Genomic DNA, 23,217 nt, shown 5'->3' with positions numbered 1-23,217 from the left:
TTCAGCCGTACATCGGCCGCAGCTTGTCGCCGGCGGCATGCAGGGCTTCGCGGTGAAAGCCAAAGCCGGTGCGCCGGTCCAGGCGAAACAGGGTGTTGGTCACGTAGATGTCGTCGCGCATGCCGACCACCTCCACCACCTCGCTGACGCAGCGCCGGCCATCGGGCAGGCGGGTCAGCTGGATGATCACGTCCAGCGCCGCACAGATCATCTGCCGCAGGGTCTTTTCCGGGATCTGCCGCCCGGTCAGGCCGACCAGGGTCTCCAGGCGCAGCAAGGCGTCCTGGGCATTGTTGGCGTGCACTGTGCTCATCGAGCCGTCGTGACCGGTGTTCATCGCCGTCAGTACATCGAGCACCTCCACGCCGCGAATCTCGCCCAGGATGATGCGGTCCGGGCGCATCCGCAGGGCGTTGCGAATCAGGTCGCTGGAGCGCACTTCGCCGTGGCCCTCGGCGTTGGGCGGGCGGGTTTCCAGGCGCACCACGTGCGGGTGGCTCAGTTGCAGTTCAGCGACATCCTCGATGGTCACCAGCCGCTGGTGGCTGTCGATCAACTGGCTGAGCACGTTGAGCAGCGTGGTCTTGCCGGTGCCGGTGCCGCCGCTGATCAATATATTGCAGCGCTTGCCCACCGCCTCCTGGAAAAACTCGAAGATCGCCTGGTCAATGGTCTGGATCGCCACCAGGTCGGTGCTCTTGAGCATGTCCTTGCGAAACTTGCGGATCGACAGGCACGGCCCGTCCAGCGCAATCGGCGGGATGATCGCGTTGACCCGGCTGCCATCGGGCAGGCGCGCATCGACCATCGGCGACGATTCGTCCAGGCGCCGGCCCATCGGCGCCAGGATGCGCTGCATGACCCGCTCGACATGGTGCGCATCGATAAAGCGCAGGTCGGTGTGGTGCAGCACCCCGTCGCGCTCGACGAACACCTTGGACGGTCCGTTGACCAGGATCTCGGTCACCGAGCTATCACGCAGCAGCACTTCCAGCGGACCGAACCCGGTCAGTTCATCGACCAGTTCCTCGGCCAGGCGCTCCATCTCGTAGCGCGAGATGGCCAGGCGCAGGCGGGCGACATATTCGGCCACCTTGTCGATGACGAACTGCGCCAGCGCCGGGCGTGAGCCTTCGAGCAGGTTGCGGCCATTTTCCTCGATGCCGTCGATGATATAGCGGTGCAGCACCAGCTTGAGGCCCTGGGCATCGTCGGCGGCATGCTGGGCGCGCGAGGAGGCGCCAAAGGGTCTGTCGGGCATCAGCGATTTCTCCGCAGCCGGCTGAACCAGCCTTGAGTGGGTTTTTCTACGCTGCCGCTGTGACGCACCAGGTGTTCGCCCAACTGGCGCAGCCCTGCCGACAGCGCTTCGCGTGGCGCCAGTTCGAACAGCGACACGCCCTGGTTCTTGGCATTGAGGCGCAGCTCGGGGCTGAGTGGCAGCACCGAGACCACCGGCAGGCCGAAGGTCTTGCCCACGGTCTCGGCATTGGGCGCCACGGGGCGCAGGTAGCGGTCGACCAGCAGCACTGCATGCGCAAGCTTCATGCCCTTGTCGCGCCACAGGTTGAGAATCGCCAGGTTGCGCCGGCACGCCAGCACGCTCTGGTCGGTGTACCAGATCAACTGGTCGCAATGGCTGACCAGCGTGCGCAGCGCCTCGCTGTCCGGCTGGCCGACCAGGTTGATGATCACGTGTTCGAAATGCTGGCGCAGGGCGCTGAGCAGCATGTACAGCTCGGCGGCGCTGGAGTGCTCCAGGTTATCGTCGCTTTCGGTGTAGGCCAGGATGCGCAGCCCGCTGGCGGCGGTGGTGAACGCGCTGTCGATCAGCGTGGCGTCCAGCCTGCGCAGGTGGCGCAGGGCATCCCCGAAACTGAAGGTCGACTCCAGGCCCAGCAGCGCCAGGCTGTCGCCACGCGGCAGGCCCAGGTCCAGCAGCAAGGTGCGCGGCAGGGTCTTTTGCACCACCAGCGCCAGGTGGCTGGAAATCAACGCGCCGTCGCCGTCGCACTGCACGCCATAGAGCACCGACAGCCCGCTCATGTTGGGGTTGGGTGCCACCGCCGGCAGACGCTTGCTCAGGCGCCGCACCAGCCCGGCCACTTCGCTGGAGCGCGAACCGTAGGCAACAAAATCGCGCGCGCCGGCGCGCATGGCGTTGAGCACCAACTGGTTGTCCATGCCGTCGCCCAGCGCGACGATGGCCAGCATCGGCTTGGCCTCCAGTGCGCCTTCGATCAGCGCGCTCTGGGTCATCAGGTGCTCGCGGTCCAGGCCGATGAACACCACGCTGGCGAAGGTCACATCCACCAGTGCCAACAGGTCATCGAGGCTGCCGGTGCCGGCGCTGACCACCTGGCCCAGCGAACCCAGCGCGCCTTGCAGCCACTCCAGGTCAGCACCATTGCGGGTGATGGCCAGAAAGGTCTGGCTCAGGCTCTGGCTCATTGGGATAACCCGCTGCGACGGTCGAAGTCGCCCTTCTCCAGGAAATACATGCGCAGAAAGCTCGGGTCGTAGTTGCGCAAACCTTCGCCCGGCAGCGACGGCAACTGCGCATTGCGCGCCAGCGGCTGGACCAGATGCGGCGTGACCACCATCAGCAGTTCGCGCTCTTCACGGTTGATCTGTGAGTTACGAAAGAACGCGCCCAGGATCGGGATATCGCCCAACCCCGGAAACTTGGCCACCTGCGAGCTGTTGTTGGAGCTGATCAGGCCGCTGACCACGAAGCTTTCGCCATCGGCCAGAGAAATACTGGTGTCGGTGCGCCGCACGTTCAGCGCCGGCACGGTGGTGCCGGCAATGGTAATGCCAGCGCTAAAATCCAGCTGGCTGACTTCGGGCGCCACCTTGAGCAGGATCCGGTTGTGACCGACCACCGTGGGCGTCAGGGTCAGGCGCACACCGTATTCCTTGTACTCGATGGAGATGCCACTGCCTTCGGCATTGGGCACCGGCACCGGGAATTCGCCACCGGCCAGAAAGCTTGCGCTCTGCCCGCTCAGCGCCACCAGGCTGGGGCGCGCCAGGGTGTAGGCAAAGCCGCTGTTTTCCATGGCGTTGATCATGCCCAGCACCTTGCTGCTGCCACCGCCCCAGACAATGTTGAACATGTCGTTGCTCAGCGGCACCACCGCATTGGCGCGCATGATCGGCCCCACGCCATTGGTGCCGGCATCAATGATCGACGGCACGGTGCCGGGGGTGACGCCCAGCCCGGAAACCGTGCCTGGTGAGCCGAACAGGAAGTTGTTCGAGCCCTTGCCGAAGATCGAGGTGCTGGCTTCCTTGAGCTTGCTGCGGCTGACTTCGACAAAGCGGATGTCGGTCTGCACCTGGCTGGGCAAGGGCTCGGCGTCCAGCGGCAGGCGCGCCGCCTCGGTCATCGCCGCCGTGGCCTTGCCGCGCACGAACACCATGCCTTGTTGCGGGGCCTTGGCGCAGCCGGTCCACACCATCAGGCTGGTCGCGCCGGGTGCCATGCCAGTGATCACCACGCCCTGGTTACCGGTGACCTGCACATCGGCAATCGCCGGATCACCCACCGCCACCCGGGTAATCGCCACGCCCGGACGAATGTCGCGCTGGGAGCCCTGGTCCACTTCCAGCACCGACGGCAGGCCGACCTGGGCCGAGCACCCCGCCGGCACTGCCAGGGCCGGCGGTGCCCATGCGCCAGCCAACGCCCCGGCCAGCGTCACAGTCATCGAAAGGAAACGAACATTCATCGACTGCATCCTTAGCACAGAGTCAGGGGGCCGGTTGCCCGGCCTGGTTGCCACGAATCACCTCGATGGGCCTGGCCGCAGCGGGGGCCGTGGTCCTGCCGGCGGGGCCGGCCAGGGTCAACTGGGCAAAGCGCACCAGGCTGCGATTGGCGGTGTCCAGGCGCAGGGCCACATCGCGGCTGCCCGCCTCGGCCGCCCAATAGTCATGCAGGTGTTTTTCCTCGGCGCTACGCACGGCCAGGCGCAACACACCGTTCTGGGTGGCAAGCATCAGGCGCCCCAGCAGCGGCTCCGGCACCGCCAGCACCACGGTGCGGGCGCTGGCGCGGCGCTGTTCCTGCTTGAGGCGTTCATCGGCACTCAGCGGCTGGGCCGGGCTGCCGTCCAGGGTCGGGCCCAGCAGTTCACCGATGCTCAGCACCCGCAACGCCGGCACCACCACCTGGGTCGAACGCTGGGCGTTTTCAGTGTCCGTGGGCAGGTACAGCAACACGTCGACGTAATCGCCAGGGGTGAGATGCCCGGCCGCGCCGGCCACCTCGTCTACGGCAACGGCCAGCGCGCGCTCGTCGGCACGGATCATCCGCGCCAGGCTGCCGCCGGCTTCAAAGCTGTCCTCGGTGAGCCAGGTGCCGGCTGCCAGGGTCCGCCAGGTGTTGCGGCCCACGGCTTGATCGAAGGTGGTCAGGCTGCCGGGTGGTGCAATCTTCAGGCGTTCGACCGTCAGGTCTTCAGCCTTGATGACGGTGTAGGCCGGCAAGTCGCGGGCCAGCACCAGCACGCTCTGGCGCAGGGCATCCTCGGCCTTTTCAGCGACCGGCAGCGGGGCCACAGGGGCCGATGGCGGTGCGACGACCGCCACGGGGGCAGGTTCCGGGGTGGCGGGCGTGCTGACCATCACCCCCAGGTAGCCGACCAGAATCGCGCCCAGCAGAAAAAGCGACGCCAGGATCAGGGTTGCGCGACTGCTCATGACGACCTCTCCTTCTGTCACTCATTGCACACGCCTGATCCTCGGTGAACGGGGGGTTCTACCCTCAAGACGGTGCGATAGATCCTTCCATTTCGCTCTAGCAATGTAGTTCAAGCATTCGAAAACGCCATTATCGGGCGGGCAAATAACCGTGCGGCGTCAGGCACGCCACGACCTGCCCCTGGTGGATCCGGCCGCTGAAAGCGTGTTTATAACTTTGGGATTAATGCTTTCTTGTGATTGAAGGAAGCGACACGGAGGACAATGCTGTCAGTGCAAGGAAGAAGAACGCCCCCTTTCTGTGATTGTCTGCGCCTTGAGCGGGTGCAAGGAGAAGCCCCATGTCACTGACCCGTCTGTTTATTGATACGCAAGTGCGTGTTCAGCAATTTTTCAAGGACAAGGAAGCTGCCTCCGCCATTGAATATGTGTTGATTGCCGCCATGGTGTCGGTGGTGATCGTCTTGTTCGTGACGCCGCTGGGTAACGCCGTCAAATCAACGCTCAACGAAGTGCTGGTTGCGTTGAAAGGAACGGCTATCTGATACATGCACGCGCCCGTAATGAGGTACGATTCCGGATTGCTATCAACCAACAGGTACCTCCATGGCCGTCCAGCCCATCCGCCAACAGCTGCTGCTGGTTGACGACGAAGAGGATGCCAATGAAGAACTGGCAGAGCTGCTTGAAGGTGAAGGGTTCTGCTGCTTCACGGCGTCTTCCGTTACCCAGGCCTTGCAGGAGCTGACGCTGCATCCCGACATCGCTCTGGTCATCACTGACCTGCGCATGCCCGAGGAAGGCGGCATCCAGTTAATCAAGCGCCTGCGCGAACACACCTCGCGCCAGCACCTGCCGGTGATCGTCACCTCCGGGCATGCCGACATGGACGACGTCAGCGACATGCTGCGCCTGCAGGTGCTCGACCTGTTTCGCAAGCCGATCTACCACGTGCGCCTGATCGAAACCCTCAACAACCTGTTTCCTGAACCGAAGATCTTCCAGGTCGGGCATTGATTCGTACTGACCCCATGGCGCGCAATACAGCTTCATGAACAGCCCCTCGCGTAGGAGCGCGCTTGCCCGCGACCGAGTGCGTCAGCAGTCGTAAAATTGCGGCGTTTCGCAGATTTTGAGTGTATTCACAGCTGTAAATCTGTGGCGTTGCATCAATTTTGCGACTGCTGCGCACTCGGTCGCGGGCAAGCGCGCTCCTACGGGGCAAGTTCAATATCCAGGGGCTGCGGCCCTACTCGATCACGTTGAACCGCACCTGCGCCGTCTGCCCGCTCTCGTCCAGCACGCTTAACTGGTAACGCCCGATACGCTTCAGGTCGGTATTGAAGAAGTCCTGGTTATCGGTATCAGCCGCCGGCACGCCGTCGATAAACCACCAGCGCCGGCCACTGCCGCCCAGTGCCGACAGTTTCAGGTGCAAGGCCTGGCGACTGCCTGCCGGCAGGCGCAGGTTATCGCCCTCGCGCACCCCGACAATGCTCAGCGGCGTGGCCAGGCTCAGGTTGTGCGGCGGGCACGTGGGGTCGATGGCCGGCAGGCGCGCATCGCGGCGCTCGGCACGCGCCAGCCAGGGCTCCAGCGGCGCCGGCCACAGCGCAACATCATGCGCCACCGCCCCCGGGCAAGCCGCATCGACGCGCAGGCCCGCTTCGTTGACCCAGATTTTTTCCAGCAGTCCAAGACCCAGCGGCTGATCGCCGGCCTGCAAGGTAGGCGGCGTGGTGCCGTCCAGGGTCCAGGCAAAGCGCTGGCGCCGGCAATTGGGGTCGTTCTTGCTCAGCGGCTGGCCGAGCGGCCAGCAGATCGCGGCCACGCCGACGTTCATCGGCACCGGCACCACGGGGCTGGCGATGCCGCGCTGGCTGTCGCGGTTGGCCAGCACATCGTGCACCTGCAGCATCAAAGGCGCCGCCGAAGCCAGGCCGAACTGCCCTGGCACCGGCGTACCGTCCGGACGCCCGATCCAGACCCCGACCAGAAAACGCGGCCCCACGCCGATCGCCCAGGCATCGCGAAAGCCATAGCTGGTGCCGGTCTTCCACGCCAGCTGCGGGCGTTGCACCAGTTCGGCATGCGCGTCCAGGTCCGGGCGCGACTGGCCACTGAGGATGCGCCGGATGATCCACGCCGCCCCCGGCGACAGCATCCGCCGCTCACGCAGCGCGTCTTGCGGCTGCAAGCGCACATCGGCACTGACACCGCCACGCGCCAGGGCGCTGTAGCCGGTGACCAGGTCCTGCAAGCGTGCGCCTGCCCCGCCCAGAATCAACGCCAGGTTCGGCTCGGCCAGCGGCGGCAGGGTCAGCGGCAGGCCGCCATTGCGCAGTTCGGCAGCAAAGCGCTTGGGGCCATAGACCTCCAGCAGTTGCACTGCCGGCAGGTTGAGCGACATCGACAGCGCCGAACTGGCGGCAATCGCGCCGCCAAAACCGGCGGAGAAGTTGCCGGGGCGGTAATCGCCATAGCGGCGCGGCACGTCCTGCAGCAACGATTCGGAATGGATCAGCCCGGCGTCCATCGCCATGCCGTACAGGAACGGCTTGAGCGTCGAGCCCGGCGAGCGCACCGCGCTGATCATGTCGACGTGGCCAAAGCGCTTGGCGTCATTGATGTCCACCGACCCGACATAGGCACGCACCGCCATGGTCTCGGCCTCGACGACCAGGATCGCCGCCGAGGTGCGCTCCGGTAAGCGGGCACGCCAGCCCAGCAGCAGGTCCTCCATGCGCCGTTGCAGGCTGGCGTCGAGGGTGGTGCGGATCAGCGGCGGGCTGCCGGCCCGGTTCAGGCGCCGGGCCAGCAACGGCGCCAGGCTCGGTTCCTGGCGCGGGGCCAGCAACAAGGGTTCCTGCAACGCCTCCTCGACACTGCCTTGCGGCCATACGCCGAACTCGGCCATGCGCCGTAGCACCTTGTCACGGGCCAATTGCGCCCGCTCCGGGTGACGGTCCGGGCGCAGCCGGCTGGGGGCCTGGGGCAATACCGCCAACAGCGCCGCCTCGGAGCGGGTCATCTGCAACGGTGACTTGCCCAGGTACGCCCAACTGGCCGCCGCCACGCCTTGCAACGTGCCGCCAAAAGGCGCGCGGTTCAGGTACAGCTCCAGGATCTGGTCCTTGGACAGGTGCCATTCCAGTTGCAGGGTGCGCCACAACTGGCGCAGCTTGCCCGGCAGGGTCCGCGCATGCGGGTCGAGCAGGCGCGCCACCTGCATCGACAGCGTGCTGCCGCCGGACACCACCCGCGCCCCACTGAGGTTCTGCCAGGTGGCCCGCGCCAGGGACAACGGATTGACCCCGGGGTGGCTGTAGAACCAGCGATCCTCATAGGTCAGCAGTGCTTGCAGGTAATACGGCGACACTTGCCCGGCACTGACCGGGTAACGCCACACGCCGTCGCTATCGGCAAAACGCCACAAGGGCGTACCATCCTCGGCCAGCACCACACGGGCCAGGTCGTCGGCCGGCAGCGGCAGTGGCCACAATCGGTCGGCCAGCCACAGCAAGGCCGGCGGCACGACAATGATCAGCAGCGCCAGGCGCAGCCATTTACGTGTACGCAGGTTCATGGCAAATACGCATCCCGGCCCGGGGAACCGCAACCACTGGCCGGTGGCCAAAGCCCACAGACATTTCTTTCAGGCAGGACAATGACATGCAGGCACAAGGTTTCTTCGAGTGGCTCGGCCAGGCGATCGGCGCGGTCATCCGCTTCTTCGTCGACGGGCTGGAATGGTTGTTCAATCTGCTGGCGCATGCCGGTGGCAACTTCGTCGATGGGTTATCTCGTGCCCTGGGCATGGACACGTCATTGATCAGCATCCTGGCCCTGATCGTCGGGCTGATGCTGCTGTACGCGGCCATCCGCGCCTTCATGCGCGCCTCGATCATCGCCGGGATCATCTGGCTGCTGCTCGGGTTATGGCTGCTGAGCTGGATTATCAGCTGATAAAGCATTCGCGACCGCTGGTCGCTCTTACCGACCTGTAGGAGCGCGCTCTGCCCGCGACCGGCTGCGTTAGCAGTCGTAAAATTGTGGCGTTTACGAGATTTTGCGAGCGCTACGCACTCGGTCGCGGGCAGAGCGCGCTCCTACTGGGCCAGCCAGTGCTTTGGGCACTGGCTGGCCAGGTCGCTTACTTGCCCCTGACCACCATCTGCGCCGGCGTCTCGCCCAGCGCCTGCCAGTTCGGACGGTACATCGACTCGACCTGCGGCGGTGGCACCCGGTAGATGCCCGGCGTCACGGCGCGGGCCAGGTACAGCAAGTGCGTGGCACGGGTGCTGCCGTTGATGTCCAGGGCCGCGACATAACGGTCACCACGGTATTCCTGGTGCTTGATGCCGGCGTTCTCCATCGACTCACGGTAGCTTTTCACCGACTCGCTGGCATCTTCCAGGCTGGCCGCGCTTTGCGCCAGGTTCTGGTTTTCCAGCTCCAGGCCCGCCGGCAACAGGTCTACGACCAAGGCATCAGGCACCCGCTGACGGGCGGCGACTTCCAAGTGCACCAGCACCAGTTGCCCGGTCTTGAGCGCCTCGACATTGAGCGGCTGGCCATTGAGGCTCAGGTACTCACGACGGATGCTCAGGTTCTCGCCTCCGGCCGCCGGGGCCTGGGTCGGGTAACCGGACACGGTCAGTTGCTGGTACAGGGTTTCGCTGCTCTGGTTGCTCAGCGACAGCGGCGAGGCCAACAGCGGGCCGTCCAGTTTCAGGCCTGGCTGACGGTTGCTGACATCACGGCTTTGCGTGCCGGCCGACAGCAGTGCCGTCCAGTCTTTCTCCGGCTTGCCCAGCAAGTGGCGGCCGGCCAGGAACAGCGAATTGCTTTCCTGGGTCGACAGGTAGCGGCTGGCCGCCAGTTGGTCGGCCAGTTCGAACAGACGCTGGCTGCGCAGCTCACCGCCCATGTCGTTCTCTTCCAGCAACGCCAGGATCAGCGCCTGGTCACGCAGCGGGCTGCCGTAGTCGGCCAGCCACTGGTTGGCCGGGCGTCCGACCGCCAGGCCCGCCTGCAGGGCCTGAGCGGCACGCGGCTTGTCGCCCATCTTCTCCAGTGCCACCGCCAGTTGCACCAGTGGCAGACCGGAACGGGCATCGCTGCGGCGTTCGAACAAGGTGCGCAAGGCCCCCAGCGGCGCCTGTTGGCTACGCGCCAACACCAGGCCGGCATAGGCCTGTACGGCAAAGCGGGTGTGCTCGGCGTCCTGGCTGTAGTTGACCTGGATCTGGCCACGCTCCTGCAAGTAACGCATCAGACGCTCGTTGGCCTTCTTCAATGCGTCGGCCGGCACCGCATAGCCCTGGTCGCGAGCCCGCAACAGGAAGTCGGTGACATAGGCGGTCAGCCAGTACTCCTCGTCGCCGTCGGCGCCCCACAGGCCGAAGCTGCCGTTGTAGCGTTGCATGCCCAGCAGGCGTTCGATGCCGATTTCGACCTTGCGCTTGCGCTCGGCGTCCGGCTCGCCGGTCAGGCCCAGGCGCTTGAGGGTGGCGGCATCGGCGTACAGCGATGGGTACAGGCCGCTGGCGGTCTGTTCCAGGCAGCCATACGGGTAGGCTTTAAGCGCACGAATCTGCTCGCCCAGGTTCAGCGGCGGACGGCTCGACAGCGACAGCATGGCCTCGCGACCGGCCGGCTCGAAGGCTTGCAGCGCACCGTCCGGCAGGCTCCAGTCCTGCCCCTGCTCCAGCACTGCCCGGTAATGGCGCAGCATGGCCGGGTACGCCGGACGCACACCGATGGTCCACTCGCGTGACAGCGGCGGCAGGCTCTCGCCCGGCAACACCAGGCCGTCGACCTGCACGCGCAGCTTGCCCTGCCCCAGACCGCCCTGGGCCTGCACCGGCACCTTGAGGGTGATGCGCTGGCCTTCTTTCAATTGCACGGTCTTGAACTGGTCGCCGCCGGGAATGCTCAACTGGCCTTCGGCAAACAGCTGTACATCGAGCTTCTGCGCCTTGCCCGACAGGTTGGACAGGTCCAGCGCCACGCTGGTCTGGTCGCCACCGGCCAGGAAGCGCGGGGTCGACAGCTCGGCGATCAGCGGCGCGGCCACCACGGTCTTGGCCTCGGCCATGCCATAGCGCTCGTCGGTCCAGGCCTGGGCCATGAGCCGCAGTTCGCCGTTGAAGTCCGGAATGTCGACGCTGACTTCGCCTTCGCCCTGTTCGTTAAGGGTCACCGGCGCGCTTTGCAGCGCCACGATGGTCACGCTGGTGTCAGGACGCTTGCCGCCCTTGGCCAGGGCGTCGCCACCGAACGCCAGGCTGGCCACACGGCCTTGCCCGGCTTCAATCAACTGACCATAGACGTCGAGCTGGTCGGCGCCGTATTCCTTGCGACCGAACAGGCTGGCATACGGATCGGGGGTGGCATAGCGGGTGATATTGAGAATACCGACGTCCACCGCCGACACCAGCACCTGGACCTGCTTGGGCACGCTGCCGTCGGCGTTTTTCGCCGTTAGCTTGAGCTTGAGCGGCTGCTTGGGACGCATCTTCTCAGGCGCGGTAACGGTCAGGGCCAGCTTGCGCTGGCCGCGTTCCAGCGGCAGGTGCAGCACGCCTACAGCACGCTTGGGCGTGACATTGGCCTTGCGCTCGCCGGGACGCACCACCAGGGCGCTGACGTACAGGTCATGACGGGCCCACTTTTTGTCCAGCGGAATGTCGTACGCCTTGCCTTCGGCCGGCACGTCGATTTCCTGCCACCACAGCGGGCCTTCACTCGACTCGACCAGCAGGTAGCCCTTGCCGGCAGCCGGTGGGGTCACGGTCACTTTGGCGGTGTCGCCATCGCCATAGGCCGGTTTGTCCAGCGCCAGCTTGACCTGGTCGGGACGCACGGCACCGCCTTCGGCGTTGTCCTGCCAGCGGTAGCCGGCCCAGAAACGCAGGCTGCTGATCAGCCCGGTGCTCGGGTCTTCGACCTCGACGCGGTACGGGCCCCACTCGACCGGGAAGCTGATCTTGGCCGTGGAATCTTTCTTGATGTTGACGATTTCCTCGTTGAGGCTGAGGAATTTCTCGTTGTAGTTGTAGCTCCAGCCGTCGTTGTCCGAGTACGTCCAGTAGTAGTCGCGGCGCTCGCGCACCAGACGCACCTTGACGTTGTTGGCAGCCAGCTTGTTGCCGGCACTGTCGGCGACCACGATTTCGAACTCGGCCGGGCCGTCGCCATCGGTCTGCGCCTCGCCACGGCTGGCGCTGTCGCCATACTCGTCTTCACCGGTGCTGGTGCCGAACAGCGCACGCACGCCCGGCAACTGCTCGGCCGGCCAGATCGGCTGCACCACACGGCGGGTGATCGGCCGGCCACCGGACTCCTGCAGGCTGACCTGCATGATCAGGTTCAACGGCGAGCGCGCCTTGGCCCACTCGGTCTCGACTTCCAGTACGGCCTCACCGTTGGCATCGAGGGTCGTGCCCTCGAGGTCGCGGTCCATCTTGAGGTCTTCCTCGGTGATCGAGCCGAACTGGTAGCCCGGCAGTTTTGCCACCGCCTCGCGCAGCGGTCGTACATACAGCTGGCCAGTCAGGTTGTTGCCCGACGCCGGGGCGCCGTACAGGTAGCGACCGGTGATTTCGAACTGCGGATTCTGCTCGGGCGAGATCGGCGTCTCGCTGCCCTTGAGTTCCAGCGCCAGGCGCTCGGGCAGGAAGTCCTCGACATTGAATTCATACAATTGCGGCTTGCCGTCACCCAGGTCGTAGACCAGCTGCCAGCGACCGGTCGGTGCTTCATCGGCCAGTTGCAGCTGGTACTGGTACAGGCCGTTGCTGCCCGGCTCCCAGACAAACTTGCGGCTGACCTGCTCGTCGGGACGACGCACTTCGACATTGATCGGCTGGGCCTTGACGCTCTTGCCGTCCTGGTCGCGCAGCAGGCCATTGAGCAGCACGGTTTCACCCGGGCGATACAGGTCGCGCGGGCCGAAGACAAACAGTTGCAGCGGATGGGCCTGAGGGCCGGAGATATCGAACTCGGCCAGGTCCAGCGCCGGGCTGTTCAGGCGCAGCAGGCTGGTCTGCTCGTCCTTGTGCGCGAGGATCAGTGCGGCCTTGGCCGGCAGCGGCAATTGCGCATGGCCCTTGCCATCGGTCTTGCCCTGGCCGACCACCTTGCCGTCGGTGTCATAGACATCGACATTCACATCGCTCAAGGCCTTGCCGCCTTCCAGGGCCTGGGTAAACACGTCCAGGCGCTGGCTGTAGCGGTGCACCGACAGGCCGATGTCACTCAGGGTGAACAGCGTGGCGGGCAGGGTGTAGCTGTACTGACCCGAGGCACGCATGACCGCCAGGTAAACACCCGGCTGTTGCAGCGGCTTGATGCCGGCGATCGGCAACAGCAGGGTTTCACGGGTGTTGCGCGCCGGCTTCAGGTCGAAGCGCCCGCCGTAGACCAGCTCGGCCATCGGCAGCAGCTCTTCGGAGTTGTAGGCCGAGATGCTCGACGAGCTTTCCCAGTTGGCCAGGAAGTTGGGCAACTGGTCGGGCTTGATGCGGAAGAATTCGACGTCGACCTTGTCGACGTTCAGGGCGATCACCGGCAGGCCTTCGGCCAGGCGGGTCGGCAACAGGCTGCCGCGGCTGGAAAAGCCGACCGTGGCTTGCAGGTCGCGGGTTTCCAGGCGGGCCACGAACTCATTGGCCAGCTTGGCCTTGTTCACACCCAGCAGGCCGGCGTCGACGGTCAGCACCAGCTTGCGCTGTGGCTCCAAATGACGCAGGCGCAGCTCCATGAGGTTGTCGGACAGCTCCCAGGCGCCGTCGACCTTGCCGTTCTTGCTGTCGACCAGATGCAGCTTTTCAGCGAACTTCTGATCCGGGTCCAAAGGCACCGAGAGGCTCACCGACAAGGTGCTGGCACCCTCGACCTGGATTTCCGAAACATCCACCACCGTCAGCGCGCGACCTTCATAGCGCTTGGCCAGCGCCGGCAGGTCGACCGCAGGCTTGGGCCTGGCCGCCTGGCTGGCCGCAGGCGCTGCTGCCTGGGCAGGCGCGGTGGCCGGTTTATCGGTGGAAGAAGAATCGCAGGCACTGAGCAGCGCAAGCGCGCAAGCCAGGAACAGTCCTTTGTTGAGCATGGGGCACTCGTCGACAGCAAGGGGAAAGGGGCGACTATATAGCAGTCGCCAGGATTCATCGGCGAGTAGACCACAAGTTTGTGACTTTGTTCTCAGCCTTATGTTCTGTAGCGGCTTTAGCCGCGAAGACCGGTGCGCCTGCTTCCCGGCTAAAGCCGGTCGTACGCGGCCAGGCATACGGCGTGCCGTAACGGTACAATGCGCGCCCCTGCACGGAGCCCGCATGCCTATCCCTTTCTCCACACTGTCTGGCGACTGGCGTCATCGCCCGACCCACAAGCGGGTCTGGGGATTGGCGATGCCGATGATCGTGTCGAATATTTCCGTGCCGCTGGTGGCGTTGGTCGACAGCATCGTCATCGGCCATTTACCGCATGCCCATCAGTTGGGCGCCGTGGCGGTCGGCTCGACGCTGTACACCTTCCTGGCCTGGGGCATGGGCTTTCTGCGCATGGGCACCACCGGCTTTGCCGCCCAGGCCGCCGGGCGAGATGACGGGGCGGCGCTGCGGCGCATTCTGCTGCAAGGGCTGTTGCTGGCGCTGGTTCTGGCCTTGGGCCTGGCGGCACTGGCCGTGCCGTTCAGTCACCTGGCGCTGGGGCTGATGCAGCCCTCGGCCGACCTTCAACAATCGGCACTGGCGTTCTTTCAGACAAGGCTCTACGGCCTGCCCGCGACCCTGGCCAGCTTTGCCTTGGTGGGTTGGTTTCTCGGCACCCAGAATGCCCGGGCGCCGCTGGCCATCCTGCTGACCACCAATCTTGCGAACATCGCGCTCAACCTGTGGTTCGTGCTGGGGCTGGACTGGGGCGTGTCGGGCGCGGCCCGTGCCTCGGTACTGGCCGAATGGCTGGGGGTCTTGCTGGGCCTGGCGCTGGCCCGCCGCAGCCTGCGCGCCTGGCCGGGGCAGATTGCCTGGCAGGCGCTGAGGCTGTGGCGCACCTGGCGGCCCCTGCTGGGGGTCAATCGCGATATTTTCCTGCGCACCCTGGCGCTGCAATCGGTGATGTTCCTGATCACCGTCCAGGGCGCGCGGCTGGGGGATGTCACCGTGGCCGCCAATGCCTTGCTGCTCAATGGCCTGATGCTGACGTCTTATGCCCTGGACGGGCTGGCGCATGCCGTCGAGGCCCTGTGCGGGCATGCCATCGGCGCCCGCGATCGCACCGCCTTGCGCCGCTACCTGCTGGTGGCCGGCGGCTGGTCGCTGCTCGCCAGCCTGCTGTTTGCGGCAGGCTTCCTGGCCGGCGGGCACTGGTTCATCATCCTGCTGACCGACATCCCGGCGGTGCGCGCCACGGCCATCGACTACTTGCCCTATCTGGCGGCCATGCCGCTGCTGGCGGTCTGGAGCTACCTGCTCGACGGGCTGTTCATCGGCGCCACCCGTGCCCGGGAAATGCGCGATGCCATGCTGCTCAGCGTGGCCCTCATCACGCCGGTCGCCGCCTGGGCCTACGGCCACGGCAACCACGCACTATGGCTGACCTTCCTGCTCTTCACCTTGCTGCGCGGCGTCAGCCTGGGCCGTATCGCCTGGCGCCTGAGCCGCCACGACGGCTGGTTTGTGCGCTGAAACATTGAGGCTCACCGCCGGGCTGCTCAGGCTCAGGCCATGGGCATCGAGGCGCACCTCGCTGGCGCCGACCTGCACCGCCAACACAGCCCCCGGGGCCAGATGCAGGCGCGGCCCCTGCTCGACCTGCACCCCGCCGCCCTCGCCCAGCAACCAGGCGCTGTCGAGCCGCGCCTGAATAATCGGCGACGCAGAGGCGACGCTGCCCGGCGCACGCGGGACCGGCTCCAGACATGCCATGACACTGGGCAACGCATGCGCCTGCGCCGGCCCTCGGACCAGCACTGCCATGCCGCCGTGCAACGGTCCACCGACACCGTCCTCGACCGGCAGCCAGCAATCGGCGAACCGTGCGCCGTGGCCTTGCAGGCCCCACTCGAACTGCACCTGCACACGCCCGCCGGCATCACGCATCGCCTCTTGCCCGGGCGGGCCGACCAGCCAGGCGCGCTGCAACGCTGGCAATGGCTCGCCCGGCGCCGGTGGTACGCTGACACCGACCTCCCAGGGCAGGGCAAAAAACCGATTGCCATAAGCGCTGGCGCCGCGATGCTCGACATGAGTAATGCGCCACAGGTGATTCCATTCGCTGCGCGCATGACCGGTCACCGGCAGCAGGTGCCCGCTGTGCACGAAGGCCAGGGTGCTATGCCCTTCTGCGCGTTCCTCGACCCGCTCGTCCGGTCCTGCGGGCGTGGCGTGATTGACCGTGAAGCGCGTCACCCCGGCCATGTCCAGACGCGTGCGCCAGGGTGCCTCGGGCGTACGCCGGGCGCCGTGCAGGCCGCTGCCGAACACCAGATCATGGTGGTGCGGCGAATGGATGAAGTGATAGTGAATACCTTCTTCGGCGCACAAGCGCTGGACGAACTGCAGGTCGTTCTCGCGGTACTGGGCACAGAAGACCCGCTCGGCGCACGGCGCCTTGAGCTCGAAGCGGTAGCTGTCTTCCAGCAGGCCATGCTCGCTCAATACCTGCGCGATGATCTGCGGGGCGCTCATGTGCTGGAACACCCGCGGGGTATAACGCTGGGACAGGCACGTCATACGCGGACCCAGGCTCAGGCGCAGGCTCATCGGCCCCGGTCGGTGATGGGTGCGTGCCACGGCCTGGATCTGCCCGTGAACGCCTGCGCCATCGGCGCCCAGCGCCAGGAACGCCGAGCGGTACATCAGTTGCGAGGGGGTGACGACAGGGTTGTCGCAGAGCACGTCGAGGGTAAACGCATAAGGCTGGCTGATCGCCTCCCGCCCCCGAAAGGACACAACGGCCAGGCGCCGCCGCAGGCCGGCGACCTCCAGGCGAAAGCGTGGCGCGCGCGGTGAATCGGGCATCGGGAGCTCTCTACATGGCAAGGCAAACGCCAATTCTGGTCGAGAAGCACGACCAGGTAGAGAGCCGGAGCAAGAACAGGAAGAACCCTACAGCGCCTGAAGGTTTTTCTTACACCAAGGGTTAACGCATCACCTTGTCGTAGGAGCGCGCTCTGCCCGCGACCGGCTGCGTTAGCAGTCGTAAATTTTCAGCGTTTCATAGATCCCTGATGGGTTAGCAGTCGTAAATTTGTGGCGTTTCGCAGATTTTGCGAGCGCTTCGCACTCGGTCGCGGGCAAGCGCGCTCCTACGGCAGCTCCATGGACTTCAGGACGACAGGTACGACGAGCGTGTCAGCCCCAGGCGCAGGGCGTCCAGGTACTGGGTGCGTTCGCGCGGGGTGATCCTGGCGCTGGCGACCTTGTCGCGGTAGTGGGTCATCAACTCCTCCGGCGACAGGTGCACGTAGCGCAGCATGTCCTCGATGGTGTCGTGGGTCTCGATACCGGCGTGGTACACGCTGCCGTCCTGGTTCTGGTAGATGTTCACCGAGTCGGTGTCACCGAACAGGTTGTGCATGTCACCGAGGATTTCCTGATACGCCCCGACCAGGAAGATGCCCAGCAGGTAGTCCTCGCCCTCTTCGATGGCGTGCACCGGCATGCTGGTCTCGATGCTCTGCTCGTCGACGTACTGGTTGATCTTGCCGTCCGAGTCACAGGTCAGGTCCTGCAGCACCGCACGGCGCACCGGCTCTTCATTGAGGCGGTGCAGCGGGATGATCGGCAGCACCTGGCCGATCGCCCAGGTGTCGGGCAGGCTCTGGAACACCGAGAAGTTGCAGATGTACTTGTCGGCCAGCTTGTCGTTGAGTTCGTCCAGCACCTGGCGGTGCGAGCGCTGGCGCGCCTTGAGCGAGTTGTGCAGGCGCCGGCAGACGGCGAAATAGCACTGCTCGCCCAGGGCCTTTTGCGCCAGGGTGATCTTGCCATCGGCATACTGGGTGGCGATGTCGCTCATGTAGTGCGTGGCGCGCCAGTAGGTCTCGGTGACCATCTCAAGATCGGTGGGCCCGAGCAGGTCGACCAGCCACTGCACGGTCTCGGGCAGGTTCTCCTTGTCGTCGATCTGCGGCACCTGGTCGTTGTGACGCTCCACGTCGGTGACCTGCACCACCAGCACGGCGTGGTGCGCGGTCAGCGAGCGGCCGCTCTCGGAGAAGATATGCGGGTGCGGCAGGCCCTGGGCGTCGCAGAACTCCTTGAGCATGCCGACCACAACACCGGCGTAGTCGTCGATGTCGTAGTTGATCGAGCTGGCGTTGCGCGAATGAGTGCCGTCGTAGTCGACCCCCAGGCCGCCGCCGACGTCGATATGGTCCACCGGCAGGCCGAGGCTGCGCAGTTCGCCGTAATAGCGGATCGCTTCCTTGAAGCCGTGCTGGTAGTCGGCCAGGTTGGCGATCTGCGAGCCCATGTGAAAGTGCAGCAGGCGGATGCCCTGGTCCAGGCCGGCCTGGCGGAAGCGCTCGACCACCGACAGCAGTTGCGCCGCCGACAGGCCGAACTTGGACTTCTCGCCACCGGTGTCGGCCCATTTGCTCGAGGCCAGCGACGACAGGCGCACGCGCAGGCCGATCTGCGGTGCCACCTTGAGTTCGGCGGCCTCCTCGATCACCAGCGCAACTTCGGACTCTTTCTCGATGACGATGAAGACGTTGTGGCCGATCTTCTGCCCCATCAGCGCCAGACGGATGAACTCACGGTCCTTGTAGCCATTGCACACAATGGTGCCGCCCTTGGGCGCCAGCGCCAGCACGGCCATCAGTTCGGGCTTGGAGCCGGCCTCCAGGCCGATCGACACGTTCTGGGTGGCGATGATGTTTTCCACCACCGCTTCTTGCTGATTGACCTTGATCGGGTACAGCGCCGTGTACTGGCTCTGGTATTCCAGACGGGCGATGTTGGCGTCGAACGCGCCGGTCAACTGGCGGACCCGGTCTTGCAGAATGTCAGGGAAGCGCACCAGCAAGGGCAGGCTCAGGCCGCTCTTGCGCAGGTTGTCGACCTGTTCATACAGGTCGATCGGGGTGCTGCCTGCGCCACTGGGACGGACTTCAACGCGACCGGCTTCGTTGATGGCGAAATAACCGGCGCCCCAATGGCGGATCCCGTAAACACTGCGGCTGTCCGCCACGGTCCATTGGCTGCCATCGTCTTTGCGTGTGCGTCGTACGGACATCGAAGTCCCCTAATAGATAAGTCGGTAACGTCGGACGAGTCCGACCGGGCGCAGTGTGAAGTGCGCAAATGACGGTTTGGCCAGTGCGGGGCGTATTGATCAGCCGCCGGACTTTCTGGCCTTGAACCCTTTCTTGACCAGTTCGGCCAGCAGCAGTTCGACATGATCGCCCTGAATCTCGATCACCCCGTCCTTGAGCGCACCGCCGGTGCCGCAACGCTGCTTGAGCGCCTTGGCCAGGTCCTTGAGGGCCTCTTCGGCCAGCGGCACGCCGGTAATGGTGGTCACGGTCTTGCCGCCACGGCCTTTACTCTCGCGGCGTACACGGGCAATGCCGTCGCCTTCGGGGATGGCCGATTGCTTGCAGATACAGGCGTCGACCGGTTTGCTGCAGTCGGGGCAGTGGCGCCCGGCGTCAGTGGAATACACCAGCCCACCAAGGGCGGCGAAGGAAGCGGCTTTCTTGGCCACGGGAAATCCTCTTGTTGAGGACCGAACGATGGGTCGGACGCGATAACGCATCGACCGCGAGGCCCCACTCTGGCAGGGGCAGCGCTTTCGGACAGCCTGTGCTGCCCGAAGGGCGCGAAGTGTAACGGCAAATTGCCCGGTTGCTAAGGGTGCGAATGCGGCAATTTACAGGGGTTTTGCGACCTCTTGCAGGTAGCGCTCAAGCGCCACCAGCGAGTCGGGGCAGCAGGGTTTTTCCAGACCCAGGCGCCGGGCCTGCTCCAGCGGCAGGAAGGCGGCCTCCAGCACCTCTTCGGGTTGCAGCCGCAACGGCCCGTCCCAGACGGCACTGAACACCGCGCACCAGAGCCGGTTACCGCGCTCGTCGAACAGAAAACGCCCATGGGCCTGCAACGGTACACCGCTCACACCCAGTTCTTCTTCCAGTTCGCGGGCGGCCGACTCGGCATAGCTTTCGTCAGGCCCCACCAGACCGCCGGCCGCCACATCCCAGTAACCGGGATAGACCGCCTTGCTCAAGGTGCGCCGATGCACGCACAACTCACCCCGTGCGTTGAACAGCAAAATGAAGGTGCCGCGCCCGATCAGGCTGCGCTCGCGCAGTTCAATGCGCGCCACTGCCCCCAGCAACCGGTCATGCTCGTCGACCCAGGCGACCTGCTCGGCGTCCGAGGCCGCCCGATGGGCGACCTCTTGTGCCGGGGTGCCTTCGGGCAGTGTGTCAGGCAGGCTCACCGATCAACCCTGGTTCAGCAGTTGGCGCAGGTCGATGACCGCCGCGTTGGCCCGCGAAATGTAGTTGGCCATGACCAGCGAGTGGTTGGCGAACACGCCAAAGCCGTTGCCATTGAGGATCATCGGGCTCCACAGCGGCTCTTGCGAGGCTTCCAGCTCACGAATGATCTGGCGCACGCTGACCGTGGCGTTCTTCTTGGCCAGGACGTCGGCAAAGTCGACCTCGATGGCACGCAGCAGGTGCGACAGCGCCCAGGCCTGGCCACGAGCCTCGTAGAACACGTTGTCGATTTCCAGCCATGGGGTCTCGACGATTTCTTCATCGACCGGCAGTACCTCGCCCGGCTTGACCGTCAGGGTCTCGGTCTTGAGCGTGCTGTTGAGCTTGACCTGGCCGACGCTGGCCGACAGGCGCTGCGACAGCGAACCCAGGCGGGTGCCGACATCGCCCAGCCAGTTGTTGAGGTTGTCGGCACGCGCATAGAACAGTGCATTGCGCTGGCCAGGGTCCGACAGGCGCGCCTGGTAGCGGCTCAGGGCGTTGATGCCTTCCTGATACTGCGACTCGCTGGACGGCAGCATCCAGCTGCGATTATTGAAGTTGAACAACGGCTCGGCACGGGCCAGATCGCCGTCTTCAGCCGATTGCGACTGGGAACGGGCAAAGTCCTTGCGCAGCGCACGGCTCAGGTCGCGCACCTGCACGAGCACGCCATATTCCCAGCTGGGGATGTTGTCCAGCCACAGGCCGGGCGGCATGCGGTCGTTGGACAGGTAGCCACCGCGCTTGCTGAGCAGGGTGCCGGTCACGGTCTTGAGGGTTTCGACGGTGGTGTAGCCGATCACCATCTGCTTGCCTTCACGCTCGGCCGCCGCCTGGGCGTTCTGCTGCACCGGAAACAGGGCCGGTTCCTTGCTCCAGTACCAGCCGACCAGCAAGGCCACCAGCAGATAGATCAGGATCAGCGCACCCAGTGCGCGACTGTAGAAAAGATTGCCCAGGTAACCGCGTCGTTTGACCGTCGCCGTGTCGGCGCTGCGCTCACCCGCGCTGCCTGCGCGGTTCTTCCAATCCAGCATGGTAAGGTCCTTTGGGTCTCGGGGAGAAACAGTACTCAGGGGTGTGACCGCAACCTTACCGCAAGGTGCGTCTGGCCGGTACGTGCGGCGCGCTTTTTATGCCTTGGCCGTCGCCACAAGGCGATTGCACGTCGCACCAAGGGTTTGTGACAGGCAGGTGACTTACGGTAGACCCCGGCCGCGGCATAAGTGATAGCATTAAGACATCAATCACCTTCCCGCACCTCGACCCAGCGCCTTGCTACCTGCGCTTCGACAGCAGCCCCGACATGAGCGAAACCGCTGACCCCAGTCGTGAACGTTTGAAGCATCATTTCGCCCAACGGGTCATCCACCAGGCCCGCCAGATCCTGGAAAGCTGGCAACGCCTGCACAAAGGCGAATGGACCGAGGGCGATCTGGCCGAACTCAAGGAGGCCGCCTTGCGCCTGCTGCGCTTTGCCGAGCGTTTCGAGCAGGCCGAGCATCGTCAGCTTGCTCATGCATTGGGCTCCACCCTGGCCGGTATCGAGGCCAACCGTGGCCGGCTCAACAGCGAGCTGATCACCGACCTCAACCGTTTGATGCAACGCCTGTCGCACACCGGCTTGCGCCAGGGCGACACCCCGGCGCAAACCGCCCTGCCGCCACTGCGCAAGCCGGTGCACATCGCCTTGCACAATCACGAGCAGGCCGAGCGCCTGGCCAGGCAACTGGAGTTCTTCGGCTGGCCGGCCCTGCCACTGGACAGTGTCGCGGCGGTGCAGGCAGCCCTGCTTGAGCGCTTGCCGGCCGCCATTGTCATGGACATCGATTTTGCAGGCCCGGGTTCTGGCCTCAAGCTGGCCGGCGAGATTCAGCAAAGCCTGGAACAGAAGCTGCCGCTGTTGTTCTTCAGTAGCAGCGAAACCGACACCCCGACCCGCCTGCAAGCCGTACGTGCCGGTGGCGAAGAGTTTCTGACCGGCACCCTGGAAACCGCCAGCCTGCTGGAAAAGCTCGAAGCCCTGACCTTTTCGGCGCAGTACGAGCCCTTCCGGGTGCTGATCATCGACGACTCCAGGGCCCAAGCGATCCATACCGAACGGGTCCTGAACAATGCCGGCATCGTCACCCGCACCCTGCTCGACCCGATCCAGGCCATGGCCGAGCTGGCGGATTTCCAGCCTGACCTGATCATCCTCGACATGTACATGCCCGGCTGCAAGGGCACCGAGATAGCCAAGGTCATCCGCCATAACGATCGCTATGTCAGCGTGCCGATCATTTACCTGTCGGCCGAAGACGACCTGGATAAACAGCTCGATGCCATGAGCGAAGGCGGCGACGACTTTCTGACCAAGCCCATCAAGCCCAGGCACCTGGTGACCACGGTGCGCAACCGGGTCGTACGGGCGCGCAGCCTCAAGGCGCACATGGTGCGCGACAGCCTGACCGGGCTGTACAACCACACGCACATCCTGCAACTGCTTGACGACTGCAGCTTCCAGGCGCGGCGCGAGCAGCAGTCGCTGTGCTTTGCCATGCTCGACATCGATCACTTCAAGAAGGTCAACGACAGCCACGGCCACCCTATGGGCGATCGGGTGATCCGCAGCCTGGCGCTGTTTCTCAAGCAGCGCCTGCGCAAGACCGACTTCATCGGCCGCTACGGCGGCGAAGAGTTCGCCATCGTGATGCCCGACACCCACATCCAGAACGCCCACAAGGTGCTCGAAGACATCCGCCAGCGCTTTTCGGAAATCCATTACCCGGCACAACCGGTGGACCTGGTCTGCACCTTCAGCGCCGGTGTCGTGGCCCTGGGCCCTGACGACGACAGCCAGACCCTGGCCGCCCAGGCCGACAAGGCGCTGTACCAGGCCAAGAAGGCGGGGCGCAACCGGGTGCAGTCGGCGGTCAATGCCGAGCCATATCATGTGGAGTTGCCGTAAGCCATCGGCCCCCTGCGCGTCTATGTCGCCAGCATAAAATGCAGGTCTTGGTTATCATGCGCGT

General features: G+C 65.1%; 16 protein-coding genes. 5 read left to right on the top strand and 11 right to left on the bottom strand.

Annotation, left to right across the window (positions count from 1 at the left end):
* Nucleotide 1: 1 nt before the first annotated feature.
* Genes ASF84_RS20940 through cpaB form a run of 4 tightly spaced genes read right to left on the bottom strand, consistent with a single transcriptional unit; the run spans nucleotide 2 to nucleotide 4,707 of the window.
* Complete coding sequence (locus ASF84_RS20940) at nucleotides 2–1,261, bottom strand: CpaF family protein (RefSeq protein WP_056840753.1); 1,260 nt, start codon at nucleotides 1,259–1,261, stop codon at nucleotides 2–4.
* Nucleotides 1,261–2,451 carry an AAA family ATPase gene (locus ASF84_RS20935; RefSeq protein WP_056840752.1) on the bottom strand — a complete coding sequence of 397 codons (1,191 nt, stop codon included), beginning with the start codon at nucleotides 2,449–2,451 and terminating at the stop codon, nucleotides 1,261–1,263. The genes ASF84_RS20940 and ASF84_RS20935 overlap by 1 nt, the downstream gene beginning before the upstream one ends.
* Nucleotides 2,448–3,734 (bottom strand): type II and III secretion system protein family protein, encoded by a 1,287-nt coding sequence (locus ASF84_RS20930; protein ID WP_156684319.1) that lies wholly within the window; start codon nucleotides 3,732–3,734, stop codon nucleotides 2,448–2,450. Before ASF84_RS20930 ends, ASF84_RS20935 begins: the two co-directional genes overlap by 4 nt.
* Nucleotides 3,735–3,756: 22 nt before the next feature.
* Complete coding sequence (cpaB, locus tag ASF84_RS20925) at nucleotides 3,757–4,707, bottom strand: Flp pilus assembly protein CpaB (RefSeq protein ID WP_056840750.1); 951 nt, start codon at nucleotides 4,705–4,707, stop codon at nucleotides 3,757–3,759.
* A gap of 341 nt (nucleotides 4,708–5,048) precedes the next feature.
* On the opposite strand from cpaB, the gene ASF84_RS20920 reads away from it, so the two are divergent.
* Together ASF84_RS20920 and ASF84_RS20915 are read left to right on the top strand one after the other, a co-directional pair.
* The gene (locus ASF84_RS20920; protein WP_056840749.1) at nucleotides 5,049–5,252 is read left to right on the top strand and encodes a Flp family type IVb pilin; all 204 of its coding nucleotides are present in this window, start codon (nucleotides 5,049–5,051) and stop codon (nucleotides 5,250–5,252) included.
* 61 nt (nucleotides 5,253–5,313) lie between these two features.
* Nucleotides 5,314–5,724 (top strand): response regulator, encoded by a 411-nt coding sequence (locus ASF84_RS20915; RefSeq protein WP_056840748.1) that lies wholly within the window; start codon nucleotides 5,314–5,316, stop codon nucleotides 5,722–5,724.
* A 232-nt stretch (nucleotides 5,725–5,956) separates the two neighbouring features.
* Here the strand turns inward: ASF84_RS20915 and pbpC are convergent, their stop codons facing one another.
* Entirely contained in the window at nucleotides 5,957–8,293 is a 2,337-nt protein-coding gene (pbpC, locus tag ASF84_RS20910) for a peptidoglycan glycosyltransferase PbpC (RefSeq protein WP_056840747.1), read from the bottom strand.
* 86 nt (nucleotides 8,294–8,379) lie between these two features.
* On the opposite strand from pbpC, the gene ASF84_RS20905 reads away from it, so the two are divergent.
* On the top strand, nucleotides 8,380–8,673 hold the full coding sequence (locus tag ASF84_RS20905; protein WP_056840746.1) for a hypothetical protein: 294 nt from the start codon (nucleotides 8,380–8,382) through the stop codon (nucleotides 8,671–8,673).
* A gap of 187 nt (nucleotides 8,674–8,860) precedes the next feature.
* Here the strand turns inward: ASF84_RS20905 and ASF84_RS20900 are convergent, their stop codons facing one another.
* Complete coding sequence (locus ASF84_RS20900; RefSeq protein ID WP_056840745.1) at nucleotides 8,861–13,822, bottom strand: alpha-2-macroglobulin family protein; 4,962 nt, start codon at nucleotides 13,820–13,822, stop codon at nucleotides 8,861–8,863.
* 223 nt (nucleotides 13,823–14,045) lie between these two features.
* On the opposite strand from ASF84_RS20900, the gene ASF84_RS20895 reads away from it, so the two are divergent.
* Nucleotides 14,046–15,398, top strand: coding sequence for an MATE family efflux transporter (locus ASF84_RS20895; protein WP_056840744.1), 1,353 nt, complete (start codon nucleotides 14,046–14,048; stop codon nucleotides 15,396–15,398).
* On the opposite strand, the gene ASF84_RS20890 is transcribed toward ASF84_RS20895, so the two are convergent.
* The 5 genes from ASF84_RS20890 to ASF84_RS20870 form a co-directional block, all read right to left on the bottom strand.
* Nucleotides 15,300–16,733, bottom strand: coding sequence for a contractile injection system protein, VgrG/Pvc8 family (locus tag ASF84_RS20890; protein ID WP_056840743.1), 1,434 nt, complete (start codon nucleotides 16,731–16,733; stop codon nucleotides 15,300–15,302). The genes ASF84_RS20895 and ASF84_RS20890 overlap by 99 nt on opposite strands.
* Nucleotides 16,734–17,040: 307 nt before the next feature.
* On the bottom strand, nucleotides 17,041–18,954 hold the full coding sequence (speA, locus tag ASF84_RS20885; protein WP_056840742.1) for an arginine decarboxylase: 1,914 nt from the start codon (nucleotides 18,952–18,954) through the stop codon (nucleotides 17,041–17,043).
* A 99-nt stretch (nucleotides 18,955–19,053) separates the two neighbouring features.
* Nucleotides 19,054–19,425: a translation initiation factor Sui1 gene (locus ASF84_RS20880; RefSeq protein WP_056840741.1), complete on the bottom strand. Its 372-nt coding sequence runs from the start codon at nucleotides 19,423–19,425 to the stop codon at nucleotides 19,054–19,056.
* 165 nt (nucleotides 19,426–19,590) lie between these two features.
* Nucleotides 19,591–20,154, bottom strand: a complete 564-nt coding sequence (locus tag ASF84_RS20875; protein ID WP_236709460.1) for an NUDIX hydrolase — start codon at nucleotides 20,152–20,154, stop codon at nucleotides 19,591–19,593.
* Between the two features lie 9 nt (nucleotides 20,155–20,163).
* Nucleotides 20,164–21,240: a DUF2333 family protein gene (locus ASF84_RS20870; RefSeq protein WP_056840740.1), complete on the bottom strand. Its 1,077-nt coding sequence runs from the start codon at nucleotides 21,238–21,240 to the stop codon at nucleotides 20,164–20,166.
* A gap of 269 nt (nucleotides 21,241–21,509) precedes the next feature.
* Here ASF84_RS20870 and ASF84_RS20865 point away from each other — a divergent pair, with 269 nt between their 5' ends.
* Complete coding sequence (locus ASF84_RS20865) at nucleotides 21,510–23,153, top strand: response regulator (RefSeq protein ID WP_056840739.1); 1,644 nt, start codon at nucleotides 21,510–21,512, stop codon at nucleotides 23,151–23,153.
* The last annotated feature ends 64 nt before the right edge of the window (nucleotides 23,154–23,217 follow it).

The sequence above is a fragment of the Pseudomonas sp. Leaf127 genome (assembly GCF_001423155.1).
GTDB classification, from domain to species: domain Bacteria; phylum Pseudomonadota; class Gammaproteobacteria; order Pseudomonadales; family Pseudomonadaceae; genus Aquipseudomonas; species Aquipseudomonas ovata.
Note: the sequence above shows the minus strand (reverse complement) of the source record. Positions and strands in the feature narration are given on the sequence as shown.